13 protein-coding genes are annotated in these 20835 nt (G+C 43.7%); 4 read left to right on the top strand and 9 right to left on the bottom strand.

Annotated elements, in window-relative coordinates:
• The first annotated feature begins 12 nt into the window (after positions 1–12).
• Positions 13–1080: a sensor histidine kinase gene (locus M1L62_RS19765; RefSeq protein WP_254561343.1), complete on the top strand. Its 1068-nt coding sequence runs from the start codon at positions 13–15 to the stop codon at positions 1078–1080.
• A 19-nt stretch (positions 1081–1099) separates the two neighbouring features.
• Positions 1100–1855 carry a LytR/AlgR family response regulator transcription factor gene (locus tag M1L62_RS19760; RefSeq protein WP_256527735.1) on the top strand — a complete coding sequence of 252 codons (756 nt, stop codon included), beginning with the start codon at positions 1100–1102 and terminating at the stop codon, positions 1853–1855.
• A 632-nt stretch (positions 1856–2487) separates the two neighbouring features.
• On the opposite strand, the gene M1L62_RS19755 is transcribed toward M1L62_RS19760, so the two are convergent.
• The 3 genes from M1L62_RS19755 to M1L62_RS19745 form a co-directional block, all read right to left on the bottom strand.
• A complete protein-coding gene (locus tag M1L62_RS19755; protein ID WP_254561342.1) occupies positions 2488–3549 on the bottom strand; it encodes a hypothetical protein in 1062 nt (353 codons plus the stop codon).
• Between the two features lie 98 nt (positions 3550–3647).
• A complete protein-coding gene (locus M1L62_RS19750; protein WP_254561341.1) occupies positions 3648–4277 on the bottom strand; it encodes a hypothetical protein in 630 nt (209 codons plus the stop codon).
• A 150-nt stretch (positions 4278–4427) separates the two neighbouring features.
• A complete protein-coding gene (locus tag M1L62_RS19745) occupies positions 4428–4991 on the bottom strand; it encodes a hypothetical protein (protein ID WP_254561340.1) in 564 nt (187 codons plus the stop codon).
• A 379-nt stretch (positions 4992–5370) separates the two neighbouring features.
• Between M1L62_RS19745 and M1L62_RS19740 the strand changes: the two genes are divergently transcribed.
• A complete protein-coding gene (locus M1L62_RS19740) occupies positions 5371–5550 on the top strand; it encodes a hypothetical protein (RefSeq protein WP_254561339.1) in 180 nt (59 codons plus the stop codon).
• A 57-nt stretch (positions 5551–5607) separates the two neighbouring features.
• Positions 5608–6213 carry a hypothetical protein gene (locus M1L62_RS19735; RefSeq protein ID WP_254561338.1) on the top strand — a complete coding sequence of 202 codons (606 nt, stop codon included), beginning with the start codon at positions 5608–5610 and terminating at the stop codon, positions 6211–6213.
• Positions 6214–6383: 170 nt separating this feature from the next.
• On the opposite strand, the gene M1L62_RS19730 is transcribed toward M1L62_RS19735, so the two are convergent.
• The 6 genes from M1L62_RS19730 to M1L62_RS19705 all read right to left on the bottom strand — a co-directional run bounded on the left by M1L62_RS19730 (position 6384) and on the right by M1L62_RS19705 (position 20711).
• Positions 6384–9101 carry a GH116 family glycosyl-hydrolase gene (locus M1L62_RS19730; protein WP_254561337.1) on the bottom strand — a complete coding sequence of 906 codons (2718 nt, stop codon included), beginning with the start codon at positions 9099–9101 and terminating at the stop codon, positions 6384–6386.
• Positions 9102–9126: 25 nt separating this feature from the next.
• Positions 9127–10548 carry an arylsulfatase gene (locus tag M1L62_RS19725; protein WP_254561336.1) on the bottom strand — a complete coding sequence of 474 codons (1422 nt, stop codon included), beginning with the start codon at positions 10546–10548 and terminating at the stop codon, positions 9127–9129.
• A 179-nt stretch (positions 10549–10727) separates the two neighbouring features.
• Complete coding sequence (locus M1L62_RS19720; protein ID WP_254561335.1) at positions 10728–11507, bottom strand: glycoside hydrolase family 16 protein; 780 nt, start codon at positions 11505–11507, stop codon at positions 10728–10730.
• Between the two features lie 94 nt (positions 11508–11601).
• Positions 11602–15417, bottom strand: coding sequence for a polysaccharide lyase family 8 super-sandwich domain-containing protein (locus M1L62_RS19715; protein WP_254561334.1), 3816 nt, complete (start codon positions 15415–15417; stop codon positions 11602–11604).
• Positions 15418–15500: 83 nt separating this feature from the next.
• On the bottom strand, positions 15501–17300 hold the full coding sequence (locus tag M1L62_RS19710) for a RagB/SusD family nutrient uptake outer membrane protein (RefSeq protein ID WP_254561333.1): 1800 nt from the start codon (positions 17298–17300) through the stop codon (positions 15501–15503).
• An 18-nt stretch (positions 17301–17318) separates the two neighbouring features.
• On the bottom strand, positions 17319–20711 hold the full coding sequence (locus M1L62_RS19705; protein WP_254561332.1) for a SusC/RagA family TonB-linked outer membrane protein: 3393 nt from the start codon (positions 20709–20711) through the stop codon (positions 17319–17321).
• Positions 20712–20835: the final 124 nt, after the last annotated feature.

Genomic DNA, 20835 nt, shown 5'->3' with positions numbered 1-20835 from the left:
AAGGACTAAAATATGCCGTCACACATCAGAGGATCAGCAAAATTCTGGAATTTTTCCCCGGCTTTTATTGGGATAAACCTGCTGATCGCGGTTGTGTTGACGGTTGTTTTTTGCCCTTCCTGCTTTACACGGAATGACGGGTATGAACTGGCCATTTACAATTTTCTGAGTTCATTTATCCTTTCCTGCGCGCTGAGTTATGGCGGTTTTATGGTCGAAGTGTATTTTGACAAAACCATTTCCTGGATTGAATATCCTGTCAAAAGACTGGTTTTAGAGACATCAGCCTATCTTTTGTATGTTTTTGTGGTCAGTTTTGTGATCACGGCGATGATCGAACTCCTGGGCAGGCGCACGTTTACACTGGATGATATTCCGTGGCAAAGACTGCTGGCCTATACCAAATTTCCGATGCAGATCTCCGCATTTATTTCCTTTGTGCTGATCAGTCGTTCGTTTCTTTTGGAATGGAGGAAATCGGCTATCGAAGCGGAACAGCTTAAAACACAGCAGTATGCCCAGCAATACCAGACGCTGAAAGATCAGCTTAATCCTCATTTTTTGTTCAATTCTTTTAATGTGTTGAGCAATCTGGTGTATGAAAATCCTGATACCGCTGCGAAATTTATCAGGCAGTTGTCGAAAATTTATCGGTACGTTTTGGAAGTGCAGCAAGAAAAATTGGTAAAACTTTCAAGTGAATTGGAGTTTGCAGAGAACTTTCTTTCTCTTCAGAAAATAAGATTTGAGAACGGACTTTTGTATGATATTCATGTAGATCAGCGGCCCGACTTTTACCTGCCGCCGTTATCTCTTCAGATGCTGCTGGAAAACGCGATCAAGCATAACGTCGCCTCGATGGCAGATCCGCTTCGCATCGAAATATTTCGGGAAGGGAATACGCTGGTGATCAAAAATAACCTTCAGTTAAAGAGCAGTCTGACGGAAGAGTCTACGGGGATAGGCCTTTCCAACATTCGAAAAAGATATGAATTGCTCAGCGCGGAACCCGTTTTAATCGAAGAAAATGCTGATTTTTTTATTGTAAAACTACCTTTGCTGGTCAGCAGTCAGATTTGACGTTTTATTGTTAGAAGAAATGATACGAATTCTCATCATCGAAGATGAAAACATGGCTGCCAGGCGTCTGGTAAAACTGATAAAGGAGATTCTGCCCGACTGCGAAATATTCGGAAATCTGGATACGATTACTTCCGCCGTGGCCTGGCTGAACAGCAATCCCCAGCCTGATCTGATTTTTCTGGATATTCAGCTTGCCGACGGGATCAGTTTTGAGATTTTTGAACATGTAAAAGTTACGGCACCGATCATTTTCTGTACTGCCTTTGACCAGTATGCCATCAAAGCCTTTAAGCTGAATAGTATTGATTATCTGCTAAAACCGGTTGATCCGGATGAATTGAAACACGCCCTGAACAAATTTCAGTCGGGCAGAAAAGCGCCGGAAATTTCGCTCGACCAAATCCGGCTTTTGCTGCAACCGGTTCAAAAAGTTTATAAAAACAGATTTCTCGTCAAGATAGGAGAGCGTATCCAGACCATCGCCATTGATGAGATCGGCTTTTTTTACAGCGAAGACAAGGTGTCTTTTCTGATGACCCGACAAGGAAAAAAGTACATCGTCGACTATACCCTCGATGAACTGGAAACGATGGTTGATCCGGAGCATTTTTTCAGGTTAAACAGAAAGTATATCAGTGCCGTAGCAGCCATCAATGGGGTTTTTACCTACTCCAACAGCCGATTGAAAATTCAGTTGGAGCACTGTCATGACAATGATATTTTAATAAGCCGTGAGAAAATGCAGAGTTTTAAGGGGTGGCTTGGGCAGTGATTTGATCTGAAAATTAGCCCAGCTCGCCCCGATTTGCGATCCGGGTCAGTTTAAATAATTGTTATAGCCGCGTTATAAACGCTAAGCCATAACTGCCCCGATTGCAAATTGGGGCGAGCGCGGTATATGAATTGGTTATGAAGGTCTTCGTCTAAATTCAAAATTCCCTTCGTATAAAAGGTCTTTGTTATACTTAAGGAAATTGTAATATCCCCCTAAATCATAATCAATTTTATAAGAAGAAATATAGCGAAATGGATACTTCGGGTCAATTTTATACTTGCGAATTTTTAAATATTCTTCTATTTCCTGTTCTTTCCTTCCAATTTTATTAGCAATGATTTCGATAGTCTTGTCACTGTAATAGTCTAAATCATAAATTAGAATGAACGTTTTATTTTCCAACAAGAAATATACAAAATTGTCTTCCAGCAGATGATCCTTGAATGACTGCGAAGTTGATTTAGTATTTTTTTCTATTTCAATTTCAAAATCTTTACAAAACGAATTCAGCGTCGAATGCCTAATACATAATTTTGTATACGTAACGTGTCCAAATCGGGTATCCATAGTTATTCGTATTGTTCTGTTAAAGTGAGAGGGGACATAGTTTTTACCAATAGTGAAGATTTTTAGATTTGTTGCTGGCTAATTTTTAACAAGAAATAAAGCCCGTTGTTGGAAGCGTCTCTTTTCTCTTCTTTATATTCCAGATATGATAGTCCGCTAGTCATCCCCAGCGAAGCAAGTAACGCATAATGAATGGGCACACTCGCAACAACTGTTCCTATTAATGGAACGTAGGTTGTGGGATTTTGCATTTTTTCAATGAATTTTCTAAAGGTCTTGCTTTTTAGATTTTTCATTTTGCTTTCCAATTCAGTGAATGGTTTCTGAATCTCGCTAAAAAAAATGCTCTGATACTCCTTGTCATCTATTTTTGTACTAAATAGCTCTTTATGCTTAACCTCAATTGAATTTATAGTTTGATAGAATAAACTTAATTCGTCTTTAAGCCTGTATTTCAATTCCAGAATGTCTTCAAAACTTAATATGTCTGGATTTGGTAAACTGATTTTTAATGCATCAAGTGCGAGAGATTTTCTTACACCACTTGCTCCAAAATCAAAATTTGATACGTTTATCTCCTTTAGAAAGTTAGAAAGCAAGGTATTCAAATTATTGCTACTGCTAATACAGGTTTTTCCTTCTATCAGAAGTTTGACAAACCATTTAAGTTTAAAGGCATAATACCACCAAATATAGTCCCTCTCAACTGGCTTACCCCAATCAAAACCTAACATGTGTTTCATTATATCATAGACTTCCTCCGTGATTATCTTACTATTATCCTCTGTCGGGTGATTGGGGAAAATTAAATCAAAATTTCCATTTACCAAGGTGCTAATTTTTTCTGAAAACATTTTTTCATATTCATCCTCCTCGTTTTCATTTCTCCTAGTAATTGAAATTAGATTTTCGTCAATGAGCATCTTATAGTCCGTTTCAAAAGATTTGGGAATAAACTGAAGGTCGTCAATTCCTGTATACTTAAATTCTCCGTTGATATTTTCAAATTTCGGGCTGTAAACGGCATCATTCACTATATTAATTTTATCGTAATACAGTGCCAATAACTTTATTTCATTTGTCGCCTTAGGGGTAATATCTGAATTGAAATAGATTTCTCTCATGGTTCCTTCTTTAATTTTGATTTTATGGAGCGAGTTGGGTTTGAGGATTAAGCGATGACCAGCTCGCTCCGATTTGCAAAGGTTGATGTTAAAACAATTTAAAAGGTTTCAAGTATTTGATTTAAACTCTTATGAATTTGAATTATTTCAAAGGGGTCATGAGTTATTTTATAAAACATTTTTCCCGTATCCATTCCAATAAAGTCACCATCCTCCAAGTCTATTAAATGATAATACACCTTATCATTTAATAATACGGTATATATGTCAGCGGGATTTAAAAGTTTAACTTCCAAAGAATCCAATAACTGGCTTATTTCTTTAAAATCATTATTACTTATTAATACTAATTTAAACCTAGAGACATCTATTTTTACCAGATCTAAGGAGTATTTATCGGCCCCTTCAATAGAATAACCGTTGATAACTCCTGATGAAATATAAATTGAATATTTTAAATTACTCTTAGATCTGCTATCGTAAACTTTGATACCGGTTATTTTATAATTTTTCTCTTCCTTTTTCTCAAATAGAGATATGACTTTTGAGTTATATGAAAAAGCTACATAACCCGGAAGATCACTCATACCGGTTAACACTCCACTGAACACCTGAGCATTAATTTGTTCAATGAAGATGTGAAATTCTTCTGGTAGTTGTTTTATAGTATTTTTTAAAAGCAGAATTTCCCAATCTTCTATTTTAGATCTTTTGAATAAACTCAACATACTGCAAATAGTTTAAAATTTGATAAACCACGTTCGCCACGATTTGCAATCGGGGCGGATATGGGCCAGCGTTTACAACGCGAATCTGAAAACTACCATTGTAACAGAACGCGAACAGGACAAGTCTTACAATCAAAGCCTCATGACCAACTACTGCACTTGAAAGGTAAGGTTATATTCATTTAGAGAAATTTCGCGGGTAATGTCGGCGCGGAATACTTTAATTGCACCCTCTATTTTGGTTGTGTATTGGCCCTCACTCAAATAACTATTTTGTTTTGTTGATAAACCACAGGAAGGAACCTTTGTAAGGGATTTGTCCTCAACCCAGGGAATATTAACTTCATACGTACCCTTAGCAGGTATGAATACCCCACTCTGAAAAGAACACAACGCGGATAAATAGGCTGGACCAAGTAAGCTATCTGATCCGCTACCCGACTTTTTGTATAGTTCTGTGAAATTGGAGCTAATGACCGATCCATGATCTACATACCAATCTTCATCCGAAGTATTGGTGATGACCAGGCTGAAAACAAAATTTTCGCCTTTGTTTACTCTGTTTGTCCTGACTCCCTCCTTATTTACTATACCATATACAACAGAAACCGGTCTTTTTTTCGCATCTACATCTGCATTATTGCAACTGACGGCTATTAGCAGAATTCCAAAGGTTGACAATAGTAATTTTCCGAAGTATCTGAAAGGTATCATGTTATGAATCGTTTGGTTTGCTAACTCATTTAACGTCAGACACATTTATGTGACGATTAGTTGTAAAATCCAGTTAGCGCTCTGTCATGACAACGATTGACCCGGCTCGCCCCGATTTTCGATCCGGGTCAGTTGTAATGATTGTAATAGCAGCGCTATAAATGTTGAGCGATAACCGCTCCGATTGCAAATCAAAGCAAGTAAAAATATTGTCGTAGAACAAGCTGAAATGTTGTTGTATCACAAGATGTAAATCCTTTTGATGGGATTAACTTTCCCATGTTCTCAGAAATCGACAAGATAAATACTTAGCCTATGAAAATACACTGAAATACAGGTAAGTCAAATAGATATCTCACTTCTAAACTAGACAACCGAAATGAAAGATGTAAACCTACATCTACCGGCGTTAGCACTTCTGCTGCTTTTCTGGGGCTGTGACAAAGGACCAGATCTGACGCCTACTACACAGGAAGGGAAGAACACCTTTTCCTGTAAGGTGAATGGGAAAGTGTGGATACCGGATGGTACTTGGGATTGGTATAGTCAAGGCGATTAATAGAGGTTTTCGTAGGCAGAACTTCAAAAGTGTTCCATTTTTAAGATTAATCGAGCGATGTTGAAAACTATACTTTATTTTTTTAACCTTTTGTTAGTCAGTTCTGGCCTTATGGGGCAAGACTACAAAACTAAAAGTACGACTTGGCCGGTACGCAAATTTTATGGAGGGTTAGGTGCGGTGATAAGTGCTCCCGGAGTATTTGGGCAAGGGAGTGTAAGTATTGTTTTTAATAAAGGTCTGGGACTTAGTTTGGACGGTACTTTTGCTGCTATTAAAGCTCAAAATTTACCTTCGGGTTATAAGCCTGGTTTGTGTTTGTTCGGGAATTGTACCCCAAAAGATGACGTATTTATTTTTTCCTCGCGTGCGCTAAAGGCATTTAATTCTCTTGATAAGCGTACTGCATATATTCTGGAAGCGGGTCCTTCCGTGACCATCTATAATCAAACATATTTCAAAGCAATTTCCCCAAGCTTTTTTGGCCGGAACTACGACGAATACCGTTTGTCAAAGACAGGCATTGGGTTGGCTGCCAAAGTGAAAGTTATTTTTAGTCCTCACAAAAACATCGGTATAGGTTTGGGATTGTATTCTAATGTTAATAAGGTAAAAATGATAAACGGACTGGAATTGAATCTTGTTTTCGGCCGGTTTTACTGAAAATTAAATAACAATTAACCACGACTTGCAATCGGCTCTGGTACAGTTTCACGTTTATAACGCAAACCAGAAAATTCACTTAGCGCATTGTCATGAAAACGATATTTCAATAAGTCGTGAGAAAGTGCAAAGTTTCAAGAGCTGGCTGGGGCAGTGATCTAATCCGAAAATCAGCTCAGATTTATTTCTAACAAACCGCCAGTTTTTATATGAATCTCGCTTTCCAATTCGATTAAAAATCTATTTTCCTGCTGGTGCAAAGTTGCTTTCTGAATTTTGCCGTTTAGTGTGACCAAGGCGTTTTTCGGAATTAAACCGGGTGCCGGCGCTAGTCCTACGGATTTGAGCGAAAGATCTCCATAAACGATTTTGATTACGTTTCTTTGTTTTCCATTCAAGCGCGATTGCGAAATTGTACCCCAGCCTTTGGCGCTTGTGAAAGGTGCTTTGAAGTTGTCAGGAGAGATTTTTGGAACAAATCTCATGTATTTTTTAGGACCGTGATATTCGAAACCGCAAGCCGAAATGAATGTCCCATAACTGGCCATTGCCCTGGCATAGTGGTCGCTGCATTCAATTTCGTTGTACGGGTTTCTTTTGGCGGCATGATGACGGTCATGAATAAAACGTGTCAGGGTTAATGCTTCGTCAGTCATGCCTTCCGCCATCATATGCGCGGCAACCTGATGCTCAAAACCGGTCATACATTCATGAAAATAACCGAGCTGCCAGGTCACATTTTCACCGAAGGGTTTGGGTTCATTCAGGGGATTGGTGTTCATGATCATCCCGCCTTCTCCCGCAACGGCGTAGGGACGACCGCCGTGATGTGATTTAATATAGGGCCCGACATCGGTCGTGAAATTATATTTCCATAAAGCTTTCAGCGCGGAAATGGTTTTGTCTTTATCCAAAACCCGCGGCAAACCAACCTGATGCGCCCAGCTTTGTCCATAAACCTGATCAATGTGGCAGGTATTGTAAGAGCCCAGACTTTTACGGCCTTCTTTGGCATCGGGCCTATGGATAAAGTACTCGCCGTTAAACAGTTTTTCTTCCATGTTCTGTTTCCCTTTCGCCACATATTCCTGGCAGATTTTGGTAAAATCAGTGTCGCTGATATCTTCCGCCATCGCTTGTCCGGCTCTGGCAGCAGCGATGCAAAGTCCTACAATCCAGGCAATTTCTCCTTCCCAAACTGCGTCCAGCGTATTTTCCATGGGCGTGTCCGTCATACCGTCCCCGTTTTTGTCCTGGGCGAGCATAAACCGGATAGCGGTTTTTATTTTCGGCCAGTTGCTTTCCAGGAACTGACTGTCGGCCGACATCTGATGTTCGCGATAAAAACGGAGAATCGTGCCAGCCTGCCCGTCGATGGCCGGACGGTTTTCGTTTTCAGCCCTGAAAATGATCGCACCCGAATCTTTGAAACCCACACCAAGGTCTACATGCTGGCGAAGCGTCCGCTCCAATTCCGGAAAAATCCTGCCCATAGCCTGGGCATATTGCCATACATGCGTACAGGTTCCGGCACAGGCGCCTACGCCTTCCCATGCCCAGAAACGCCCGCTCGCAAAACGATAGGTATTGGCCGTAGAAAGTGTTCCGATGTTGACAAAAGTCCTTTCCAAAAACCAGTGTGGCAGCGTCGAGTCGTTCCAGGTTTGTTGCCAGCGTTCGGTTTCGGAAGTGAGTTTTTCGAAATGATCGGCGATGTAGTGCGTTACAGCCTGGGCATCGGCAAAACGCTTGCCATAGTAATAACCTTCGTGTGCATCCTTTACCAGTTTTTTTAAATTTTCATTGGGATTATTAAAATGCCAGCTGATGACGAAATCTTCATTTTGTGACATGCCGGGAGCCAGACTTTTGGCAGAAACCAAGGCACCGGTTAATATTTCGGTCGCATCTTTTTCAGCGTTTTCATCGGAAAGAATATCAAAACTGCCATCGGAAACCGGCCACGGAGAAAAAGAGGTATTTACACCTGCCTGATTATTGATGATTGCAAAACTGGTTGTTCCATAATCAACTGCCCTGGTTAACTCCTGTTTTGAAGTATTAAACGCTGAAAAAATGCCGGTGAATTTGTCCGATTTTTTCAGGCTGCTTGTCTTAAAACCGTCGCCCGTTTTCGCAGAAAGCTTGCTCGCTCCGTTTTCCATCCATCCGATCAGCGAAACATCAACCTTTTCCCTGGAAGTGTTTTTGATGGATATGCGGATAATGGTAGCAGGAAGTGACGAGTTATCCGCATCCAGCGGAATGAAGGGCGAATAGGCTTTCAGGGTAACTTCAACTGGCAATTTCGCATCGATGTACTTGACGGTTGCGATGGGGTAGGTCGCTTCAAAACTTATTTCATCCCAATGCTCTTCATTGAGTTCCTTGATGATGGTTTTACCCTGATATTTAATCCGGATGGCGAAACCCTGCTCCAAAACTCTTTTGTTATTGGCAATGGCGGGTTCTATGTAAGCCGAGCCGTCACGTGACCGTATTTTTCTGACTTCTTTTCCATCGTTCCAAAGTACCGTTTTAGGATCAATTCCCTCATTTTTAGACTCCTCGGTTTCGTTGTAGATTTGCCATAACCATAACCGCCCGTCACCTCCGAGGTAGACCGTTCCGGCATGGAGACCGCCCACCGGCATGCCAATATATTTCAGCTCGTTTTTGCTTTTGAGATATATGGTTGCCTTACCTCGTTTATACAGATCTTTGATCCACGCCGGATTCAGATTTTTATTTACAGGAATGTTATGAAGCGGATATCCGTCCGGTTTCAGTGCGTTGGCCCAGCCTGCGTTACGCATGATGAACAATCCTGTTGTCAGCAAACTTCCCTGACGTAAAAAATCCCTGCGTTTGATCGTAGCTGTTGTCATCGAATCTGTATTTTGGTCGGTTATTTTATCTGGCTGCAAAAGGGAATAAATCACTTTCGCGGTGTGCTTCCTTCATGAATTTTACCATTTTTGAAACCACGTCCGGATGTCCGGCAGCGATGTTATTGATCTCGGCTGGATCTTTTGTCAGGTCATACAACTCAGGTGTGCCGTCCGGATTTTTGTCAACATTTAGTCTTACGGCTTTCCAGTTACCATAACGCACAGCCTGACGCCCGCCGCCTTCGTGAAATTCCCAGTAGAGATATTCATGCTGTTTCTGCGTCTTATTTCCCAGCAACTCGTTCACAATCGAAATGCCGTCTGATTGTTTGGGTTTTGCTGCCCCTGCCAGTTGGGTGAAAGTGGGCATAAGATCCCAGAAAGCACCCACAAATTTGCTTTGGCTGCCTGCTTTGATCTTACCCGGCCATTTCACGATGAAAGGGACACGGATCCCACCTTCGTATAAATCTCTTTTATTGCCACGCAGCCCGCCCGAGCTGTTAAAAAATTCAGGATCGGCGCCGCCCTCGCGGTGAGAACCATTATCGCTGCTGAAAATGATTATGGTGTTCTCTGTCAATCCGAGAGTATCCAGTTTTTGAAGAATTTCACCGACGTAATGATCCATCCGGCTCACCATTGCTGCATAAGTGGCGTGGGCTTCGGGCTCGGAAGCGTACCCTGCGATGGTTCCCTCAGGTCCGTAGTTGTTCCCTTTATACGGTTTTTCGGCCAATTTGCCCTTGTACATTTTCAGGAACTGATCGTCCGGACCTTGTAATTCGGCGTGCGGTAATACGGTTGGTATAAAGAGAAAAAATGGCTTGTCCTTGTTCTGATCCAGAAAAGCCAGTGTCTTTTGCTGGATTAATTCCGGTGCATACACGGCTTTGTGTTGCAGGTCATTTCCATCCAGAACCACTTTTTTATCATTTTGCCAGAGGTGCGTCGGATAGTAGCGGTGCGACTGACGCTGGCAGTTATATCCGAAAAACTGGTCAAAACCTTTCTTCGCCGGTTCGCCCGAAGTGCCGACCATACCAAGTCCCCATTTGCCGAAAGCGCCTGTGACATAACCAGCCTCGCGGAGCAGCTGGGCATAGGTTTCAACCGAATCGGGCAATGGCTGCTGGCCCTCCGGTTCAAGCTCTTTATTGCCCCGGATGTAGGTATGTCCCGTGTGTTGCCCCGTCAGAAGCGATGAACGCGAAGGCGCACAAACCGTGGTGCCGGCGTAAAATTGTGTGAAAATTTTCCCTTGCCTGGCAAGCCGGTCAATGTTCGGGGTTTTGATAATCTTTTGCCCGTAAACACCCAGATCGCCATAACCCAGGTCGTCGGCTAAAATGAATACAATATTGGGCTTTGCTTTTTTAACTTGCCCATAACCGGCAGAACAGAACGAAAATAACCCGGCCAGAATGAATAATAACGTTTTCATAAAAAGATTTTCCGCTGACTTGCGGCATAGGACGCCAAGTCAGCGGAAATTTAATAGGTTAATGATTTTTACCTGTTTTAAAAAGCAATCCGCCGCATCAAATTACCTGTCAGGATTGTGAAATTGAAGTTTTAGCGAAATATTTAACTACTATAATTCGAAAAAGGGGCCTAATCTCTTTACTGATAAATCCTTACATAATCCACTAAGTATTTGGACGGGAGCGCATTGTCAGATAAAGGCCCCGGCAGTGTTCCCTCTCTGCCCAAGGCGAGATTTAGCAGGAGATAAAATTCTTTTTGAAATGCGTTTCCTGAAAGTTTATCCGATTTTTTCAGATCGAAAACAAAGTATTTCAGATCGTCATAATAAAACTCGATCCGGTCCGGGTACCACTCGGCGGCATAAATGTGAAAATCTTCATAAGGCGCGCCAACAACCGGCCTTTTTCCTTCGCTTTGATATTTGTTCAGTGAATCCGAGTAATGCACTGTTCCGAAAACGCGGGTTGAGTCTTTTCCGATAAATTCCAGAATGTCAATTTCTCCGCAATGCGGCCATTTTACTTCGGTTCTGTTTTTTCCAAGCATCCATATCGCCGGCCATGTCCCGATTCCCTTGGGCACCTTTGCCCTGGCTTCGATCCGCCCGTAAGTCCATTCCTGTTTCCCGAGCGTGATGAGACTGGCGGACGTATAACCGGCACCTTGGTATGATTCCTTTTTTGCTTCAATCACCAGGTTCCCGTTTTCAACCCGGCAGTTTTCCAGTCTTTTGTATGTATAATATTGAGGTTCCTTGTTACGGACAAATCCGACTTCGTAATCCCATTTGGTGCTGTCGGGATGTCCGTTGTAATTGAATTCATCACTCCAAACCAGCTTTCGCTGGGCACTTGCAGGGTGAAAGAAAAAGCTGATAAGTAATATTAAAAATGTAAATGGCAGTGAAAATCGCATGAGCATTGAAAAAGTATGTCTGTTAATTGTTTCGGTTTTAAAAGGAAGGGAACCGTGATCGGCATTACGCCGGAAACGGTTCCCCTTGCAGGTATTACTTATTTAATAGAAACCTGAAAATCTGTGGTTCGAGATTATCCTTTTTGATTTTGAGAAAGTAAATCCCAGTCGGAAAATGTTCAAGATTAAGATCGGTTTGTACGGCTTTTGTCAGCTGTTTTTCGGTCACAATGCGTCCTTCCTTGTTGAGGATGACGAAGGTCACCGCTCCCGAATAAGTCTCGTTGGCAAAAATGGTCAGCTTTCCTGAAGTAGGATTGGGGCCTATTGCAAATACCTTGTCCTTCTTCGGTAGCGAAAGCGCGATGATGGAAGAAAACGTGCTCGTGCCATCAAGGTCTACCTGCTTTAAACGATAATAGAAAAGACTGTTATCTCTTGAAACAGCTTCACGATCTTCATATGCATATTTGTTAACAGAACCCGTGGTTTTATGACCGGATATCTTTGCGATTCCCTCGAAAGTTCGGGCATTTTCACTGCGTTCAACCTCAAAATAATCATTGTTTTTCTCGGAGACCGTTTCCCATGAAAGGTTTACCATGCCATTTTTTGTATCACCTTTGAAATATATGAGCTCAACCGGGAGGGGAGTTGTCTGTGTTTGCGCGGTGTATTCGTAGATGATTTTGGGACGCAAAAGATCCGTTGCGAAATTACGGGACCGGAAAGAGCTGTAAACATCGGTCGTTGCCGTAACTTTCAGCGTCAGAATACTGTCTGACGAAATACTGCCCATGGCGGTGATTATATCAAAATAAATATACCCTGCTGATGCCTGGGAAGTAGCGTTGGTGATAAGGTCGCCGGTTGCCGGTTTGTTGTTCCAGTTGATACCCGTTTCGAGCCAGGCGTCTGTGCTGGTTGAATAGGTGTTTCCTGCTTTTGAAATATTCCAGCCCGTTGTTATCCCGTTTTCGAGCGCATACAACCTGACTTTCGCATTAACAATATTTTTGCGCAACCCGTGCATATCGAATTTCAGGTAAACCTCCTGAATATCATCGGATTTGTTTCTAGCAACAAGATAACCCTGCGTTCCGTAATTGTTCGCGACGTTGCTATTGCTTCTCACGTAGGAATCTGCGACGGCCAGTATCGAGTCCTTTTTTGCTTCCTCCGGGATCTTTCCGTAAAGCAAAATCTGCGGCCGGTAGTCGGCGTTGGTATTTTCCCGGGCATTAAAAGCACCGTCGGTTTTGCTGATGATCGTGGCATCCGTGGTAGTGGGCTCGGAGGCAATATGCACAGATAAAATTTTATCTGCCGCCAGTCGGCCAATCACCGCAGGCGTGATATTCAGTTTTACAATACTCCCGGCAGATGTTCCGGAAATTTCCCCGAGTTTGGTCGTGTGGGCCGGTTTGTTGCTCCAATTGATCCCGGTTTCTGTCCATGTATTGTTTTCAACCAAATAAAAAGCCCATTTCGTACTGGTAACCGAAGTATTGGCGTTATTCACCCGCAACTGGACGACGGCGCTGTCAAGATTTGCTGCAAAACTGCTGAGATCAAATTTGACAAACACTTCCCGGTCATACCCTGCCGACTCTTTTTTGATCGTCAAAACGGCGTCAGTGCCATAGTTCGTGGTCGCGTACGCTGCCGTGCTGCCCGTGCCACCACTTCTCACAAATGCGTCTGCTATGCTGGTTACTTTCAACAAGGGTTCTATCGGCACTTCATAAACAGGATTTGCGTTTGAAATGGTGGTATTTATGGTGCTTCCCGCGTTGGCGCCCTGTGGCATGGCCAGAGTAGCGGCCCTTAACGCTGTGAACTGTGGGGTTTTAATTCCCAGATATATTTGAGCGGTACTTTGCGAGGGGTCAGCAACGTGGACTGTAACATCGGTACCGGTTACATTTTTTAGCATCACCACACAAGCTTTGTTTACCTTTACCGTAACCTGATCAGCAGTAAATTCTCCGGCCTGATAAAACACGATCTGCCAGATACCCAAACCATTATGACGTACGGCCTGTACGGTTGCCGTGTTTGATAAAATACTGATATTGCCTGTGTTGTAATTTTGCATATCCGCGGCAGATGTTTTCCCCGGTGTTACAATGTAGGCGTAGGAAGCATTGGCGGGAGCGGTTCCGTGTTTGAACCATAACTTAAAAACATCAGCTGAAACGGCTGTGGCAGATCCGGTCGTATTGATGGACGACCAGCTTCCGGTCTGGGTTTGATTGCTTACTGAAACGGTACCGTTTGCCGGGAAAAAGTAGCCCACATTTCCCTGCAATGCCCATTTTAAATTGTTGGTATAATCATGAGTCCCACCAGTCAAAATGCTGATATTATTGGAGGCATCGGCTACGGTCACATCTGTTTTTAAAAGACATTGGTTAACGGTCGTGTTAATAGCCTGTGCTGCCGATGAATTTATACCGGCACCCAGACAGACCACTTCTTCATCAAAGTAAAACCAGGATTTTTTTGCTGTCGTGTTATAATCGCTCATAGCATATGCACTGGCGCCGTAGGTTCCGTCGGAAACACCGCCCACGAAGGGAACGGTACCGAAATTAACGCCCCAGGAAGTTCTGACTGGATAGGTTGTAATCTCAGGAACCGTGGTGCCGGGTATTTTATTCCATTCCCAAACCGGAAAAATATTGTAATACTCATCACCGGTTACGCCGATGTAGTTAACGCCTTCGGTCAGGTAATAACCCTTGATATTTTCACCATTTCCCATTTCTGATTTGGCGTTTCGGGAGGAAATGCTGCGCAGACCAAACATGTATCCGGGGCGATGGTGAACCGTGTAGTCTGTGCGCCAGTAGTGAATATGTTCCGGTGAAACATTGTAGGAAGGAGGCTGGAATCCCCGCATTCGCTGTATTGCGTTGTCATATTCGGTCGCGTGGATGGGCAGGTCATATCCCTTCACTTTTTCGATCAGGGCTACGTCGGCCTTTCCCGCGTTGGCACGGCTGACACCGCGCCCGTATAAGTTGAAATCCGCATAGGCACCGCGGGAAGGTTTGATAAAACCTTTTCTTACAAAATCTGAAAAAATAGCAAGTTTGTCGGCAGCGAAAGCATAGGAAGTCCCGGCGACATAAATGGCAATATTGCTGATGCCCGAAACATATTCTCTTCCATAACCATATACATACAACTGTGGTCCGTGAGCGGTGTAGGAATTGTCATTTTGGATACCTTCTCCCGTTGTCACGACAATTGAATTGGTGACGGCCGTTATCGTTTGATTAAGCAATGTCTGGTTTTCGGTCAGACAGGCACGCATGATGTAATGCTGCGCGACGTCGGTTAAATTGGAGCCGTCTTTGGCCGGAGAAGCAGTAATGGCAACGCCTTTGGTCATCCAGGCAAGCATCTGGTTTTCCAGCGCAGTAGAAATTCCGGATGGAGACTTCCGCAGACAAATCAGTGTGTTACCAATATCCTTGGGTACACTGATCGACAGATAAAACCAGTTGGTACTGCTTGGAGCAGGGCTTAACGTCAGCCAGTAATTCATGATACCTTCTATTTTTTCTTTCAGGCTGGCATCGCCATAATAAGTGCTCGATGGATTGGAATAGGCTTTGGCCAGTGTTCCCATTCTGGCGAGGTGGTTTCCCGGCACCCAGTCGGTTTGGCTTGTGGAGGTATAATCTATATCCGTCCAGGCATAGGAGGCGTTCAGTGTGCTCAGTAGCGATGTCACCTGTGTGTCCAGCGCAGAACCTCCGGAGGACTGGAAGTTGTCAAAAATCCGGTTGGAGATGGTTGTGAAATCGGCAGGCGTTTGACTTTGGGCTTTTTGGAAAAACAGGACAGAAATTATTCCGGCCAGAAAAAACAGTTGGATAGGGGACTTATATATTTTCATGATTGCGTCGAAATAGAATGGATAAGTCTTTTACTGCATGAAAAAGCGGAGCACGACAATTTCCGTACTCCGCTTTTTTGAATTTAATTTGACCAGCCTGGGTTTTGCACGAGATTTCTGTTTCGCTCAATTTCAGCCTGGGGAATCGGCCAGCTGTTCAGCTGGTCTCCCGACCAGACATAAGGCACAACCACGGTTCCCCAGATTTGTTTTACTCCATTTCCGGTATAGAAAACAGATTCTTTCAGCGTTCCCCAACGTAATTCATCAAAATAGTCGATGCCCTCATTGACAAATTCCACGCGGCGCTCATTTCGGATACGCTGACGAAGATCGGCCTGTCCGGCCACGGTAGTAGCTGCCGAGGTATTCAGCAAGGCCACGCCTGCTCTTGCTCTGACCTGATTTACCAACGCTATGGATTCATCCGTCGATCCTTTTTCGTTCAGTGCTTCTGCCCACATGAGCAAAACATCAGCATAACGGATCAATGGGAAATCGGTTGGTCCGTAGGCACGATTGATAATCTCTACACCCGTTGCACCTTCATAAACAAACTTCCGGTGCAGGTAATAGAACAAGTTTCCGGTATCCGTACGAAGGTCTGCAACAGGCAGGCCATTGGTAACGCGATAAGGCCAGCGTGAAATTACAGGCGTCAGTCCATTGTAATCTGCGTAAGGAGTAATTACGTTGGCTTTCAAACGCGGGTCGCGGTTTTCATAGGCTTTCAAGATACGCTCTTCATTTCCGGTTGGAAGGTATAGCGACATATCAAGCCCTTTGGCTGTCATGGCGGCAATTTCGGTAGCCGTCAGGTTATTTCTCAAAAAGTAAACTTCTCGTTTGTTAACCGGCATGGCATTATATCCCGGAATAATTTTATCCCAATCAAACTTGCTGCCATCCTTATTCTCGTACAACTCAACGACATTGGGAGAGATCAGATAGGTATTCCAGCATGAGCCGGTGGAAGAGCGGGTGCCGCAAAAAAACTGTGTGGTTGATCCATAATCACTTACACCGATATGCTGAATCGAGAAAATCATCTCGTCACTTTGTTCATTGGCTTCTTTAAACAAAAGACGATAGCTATCAGCCCCGGAACCAGTGAAGAGAGCATAACCAGCTGCCTTTACATTCTGGAAGTCAGCAATGGCCAGATCCCATTGTTTGGTGTACATATAGGCTTTTCCCCGTAAAGCATAAGCTGCTCCTTTGGTTGCATGACCATAGCTGGCATTCCCTTTGGCATATTTTAACGGCAGGTTTGGCTCGTTGATCGCATCAGTCAGATCCTGAATTACCTGCTCCCAAACTTTCGCTTCGGTTTCGCGGCCTTTGGTAAGTTCGGTCAGTTGAACGGGTTCGAGATAAATCGGCACCCCTTTGAACAACTGATTGAGACGGGAGTAATAGTAGGCCCGCAGAAATTTACTTTCAGCAATGTACCTTGCCTTCTTTTCAGCAGTGGACGGTGATTTTTCGGTAATATTTTTAATGGCATCATTGGCCCGGTTCACACCTTCATATAACTCAGACCACACACTGCTCACAGTTCCGTTACCGACTGTTGCAGTTCCTGTCATAAACGCTTCTCCGTCTCTTTGCTGCCCACTGAGTCCGAGGCGATCGAAATGATAAAGCTCGCGGCCGGAAGCAGAACTTGTTGAAATTCCCAGCCTGAGCGCATGGTAAACGCCTGTCATCCCGAGATTGGTAAGGTTATCGCTCGTCCACATGTTGCTTGAGGCAACAGAGCTATAAGGCGCCGTGTCCAGCAAATCAGGTTCGCAGCCCGACAATGAGAACATTGTGAGCGCCGGAATACCCAGAAGCAGTATTCCTTTTTGCAGTTTTAATGTATTTATATTTAATTTCATGATTTCCTGTTTGAGAACTTAAAGTGTTACATTGATACCCAATGAATATTGCTTCATGGTCGGATAACCTACATTCGGACCGATTTCAGGATCGAGGCCCGGATATTTGGTGATAATCAGCAGGTTTTCACCCGAAACAAATACTCTGGCACGGCTCATTTTTAACTTTCTTACAAGCATATCCGGGATAGAATAACCCAGTTGAAGATTTTTCAACTTCACATAGGATGCGTTGTAAAGCCAGGAGGTATTGGCCGTTGTGTTGATGGCGTCCCCACCATATTTCAAGCGCGGGAAAGATCCGTTGATGTTATTGGCAGGATCGTTCGGGTTTGCGTCATTGTAATAGTAATGATCGTCGGCTACGCGCAGCGCGATACCGTTCCCGTCTCTCACGATCGAGTTGTTATAACCTTCCGGATTGTAGTAATACTGCATACCTGCTGAACCTGCCCAGATCATCGAAAAATCGAACCCTTTCCACGTTGCATTCAGATTAAGACCGAATACATATTTTGGAGCGGCTGTCGTATTGCTGAACTTCCGGTCATATGAGTTCCCATAATTACCGTCACCATTAAGGTCGGCAAAGACAAAATCACCGTAGTATAGCTGTGATTTTCCTACTCCGTTCACAGGTGAAAAAATATAACCGGCTGCTTTCATGGCATTCACCCAGGCCAGATCATTTTCTGTACGGATCATTCCGTCTTTTGGACCGCCGTTTATGTTCAGCTCTCCGCCAGTGGTGTAACTTCCGTCTCCTTTGTACCGCTCGCGCAGGTAGTATGAATTAACAGGATGGTCCTCTGCAACCCAGTAATTGGCATTGTCGGGGTCGGTTGTAGCTACATCACCGAGATTGGTCGTGTAAGTTTTGGTCCCGTCCGCGTTGGTTGTCCAGTTTTCCTTCAACTTACCTTTGTAGGTCATGATGCGGTTGATATTGTAGGCGAAGTTTCCATTGACAGAAAAGTTAACGTCACCGATTTTATCTCTCCATCCCATCGAAAATTCGAGACCGCGGTTACGTACAGCGGCCGTATTTTGAGTTGGCGCAGTAACGGTTCCGGCAGTTAACGGAATCGGAGGTGTCGTCAAAATTCCATCGGTATATTTTTGATACCATTCCAGTTCAAAACTGGCGCGGTTGTTGAATGCATTGGCATCCAGACCAAAGTTGGTCACCGTGGTTGTTTCCCATTTCAACAATGGGTTAGCGATTTTTCTTTGTCTTAAACCAGATGCAATTGCGCCGTTAAAAGCATAACCCACTTTTCCATACGCAGCCTGATAATCGTAGTCACCCGAAGCGTTATTCCCCAGCTGTCCCCACGATGCCCTTAATTTCAGATTGGATATATGGTTTCTCAAACCTGCAAAGAAGTTTTCTTCTGAAAGACGCCAGCCAGCAGAAAATGATGGGAAAGTTCCCCATCGTGTATCCGGTGAAAAGCGTGATGAACCATCGTAGCGGATGTTTGCTTCAAATAAGTACTTTGAACGGAACGCATAGTTAAGTCTTCCGAAGAAAGAGCGCATCGCTCTGTCGTACTCGGTTCCGGTGATATTTTTCATATCCGTAGCCGATTCCAGCGTTGTGATTGTCCAGTCGATAAGTCCGATTTTGGAAGCGTCTATATCGTAATAATTGTAGTAGTACTGATTGTATCCGGCCAGTGCGCCAAAATCGTGATCTTTTCCGAAGGTGGTATTATACCGTAAAACGTTATCAAAAGTGATCTGATAGTTTTTGGTGAATTTATAACCCGTACTCATCGTAGTCGGATCATTTGTCTGGTTTACATCATCACCGACATTGTTAGCGAAATTCCATCTTACAACCGGAATGGAATGTGAGTTGTATTCTGTAAACCGCAGCTGATAATTCATTTTTGTTTCGAATGTCAGTCCTTTGGCTATGTCTACATTGGCGAAAAGTGTCGAGTTGAAACGGGATTCCTTATCATCGCCGCCGGTGGTATGCAGATAGGCAAGAATCCCGTTTGCAGTTTGAATTTCATCCGAAGCAACCGGCAAACCGTATTTGCCGTCGTAATACGGAATAATTCCCGGTACAGTCTGGCGAAGGAAGTTAAAAGCGTTATCGGTGTTTCCCATGTCTTTCGACTGGGTTTGGGCAAAAGTTTGTGTTCCCAAAGTCAGGAAATTTCCGATTTTGGTCTGTACGTTTGCGCGAAGCTGATATCTTTTAACGCCGGTGTTCTGCATCACGCCCGGGTTATCCAGATAACCCAGAGAAATATTAAAAAGTGTTTTTTCGCTGCCGCCATTGACAGAAATGTTATGGTTTTGTACCACGCTGTTTTCGAAAATTTCCTTTCCCCAGTCCGTATTCGGATATGCCAGCCAGTTTGGAACACCGTTTGCATTGAGTCCATCGGGATTTGCCTTTGCGTCTTCCCAGGTTTTAATCGTCTGCGCGGAATAAATGGGCACGGCACGGCCAATATTTGCGGCACCTTCATTGAACAAGCGCATGTGACGGGGGTAGTCCGAAACAAATTTTGGTAAATTACTTGGGCTTGATGTAGAAAACAGACCGCTGTAAGAAACCGTGGTTTTGTTTTTTGAGCCTTTTTTTGTTGTGATTAAAATGACGCCATTGGCCGCCTGCGAACCGTAAATAGAGGAAGATGCTGCGTCTTTAAGAATGGAAATGTTTTCGACATCATTTGGGTTAACGGCATCCATTTCGCCGATAATTCCGTCAATCAAAATTAAGGGGCCATTGCTGTTCAGCGTACCTGTACCACGAATTCGGATCGTAGCGCCATCGCTGCCCGGTTTTCCCGAACCCTGACGTACATAAACGCCTTGTCCAAGACCCGCAAGTGCCGAAGAAAGGTTGGTAACCGGACGGCTCTCGATACTTTTTGAATCGATGGTAGTAACCGAACCTGTCAGGTTAACTTTTTTCTGTTCACCGTATCCGACTACTACCAATTCATTTAAGGTACTTGTAGAAGGAAGAAGGCTTACATTGAAGTTGCTCTGGGTACCGATTTCCAGTTCTTTTGATTCATAACCGACAAAACTGAATACAAGAAATTTGTCTTTCGCGTCTGTCAGTGATAGTTTGAATTTACCTTCAACGTCCGTAACAGTTCCCTGCTGCGATCCCTTTACGATCACGCTCACTCCGGGAAGTCCTTCACCTTTTTCGTCTGTTACTTTACCGGCGATTTCTGCTATATTATTGTTTGCAAAAATCACATTTGCGGAAGCATAGGCAACATCAAAAGGAACAGAAATAAACAGCAGGCTGAGGATTGATAAAATCAGCCCCGGACGTGTTTTAAAGCGCATTGGACGGTGGCTGTTCAGGATCCCCCTGAATGGCGACGGTGGCCAAAGTTTGTGTTTTTTTGAATTGGTAGAATACTCCATAGAGCTTTTGGGGTTTTAAAAGTGGATTATTTTGTTTGGTTTAGGAACAGTCAAACAAAATTCCGTAAATGCCTCGGGCTCATGGGGTGAATATTCCGTTGGAATGGGGGTGTTTTTCAGCGGA

Source organism: Dyadobacter diqingensis (genome assembly GCF_024220585.1).
GTDB lineage: Bacteria > Bacteroidota > Bacteroidia > Cytophagales > Spirosomataceae > Dyadobacter > Dyadobacter diqingensis.
Note: the sequence above shows the minus strand (reverse complement) of the source record. Positions and strands in the feature narration are given on the sequence as shown.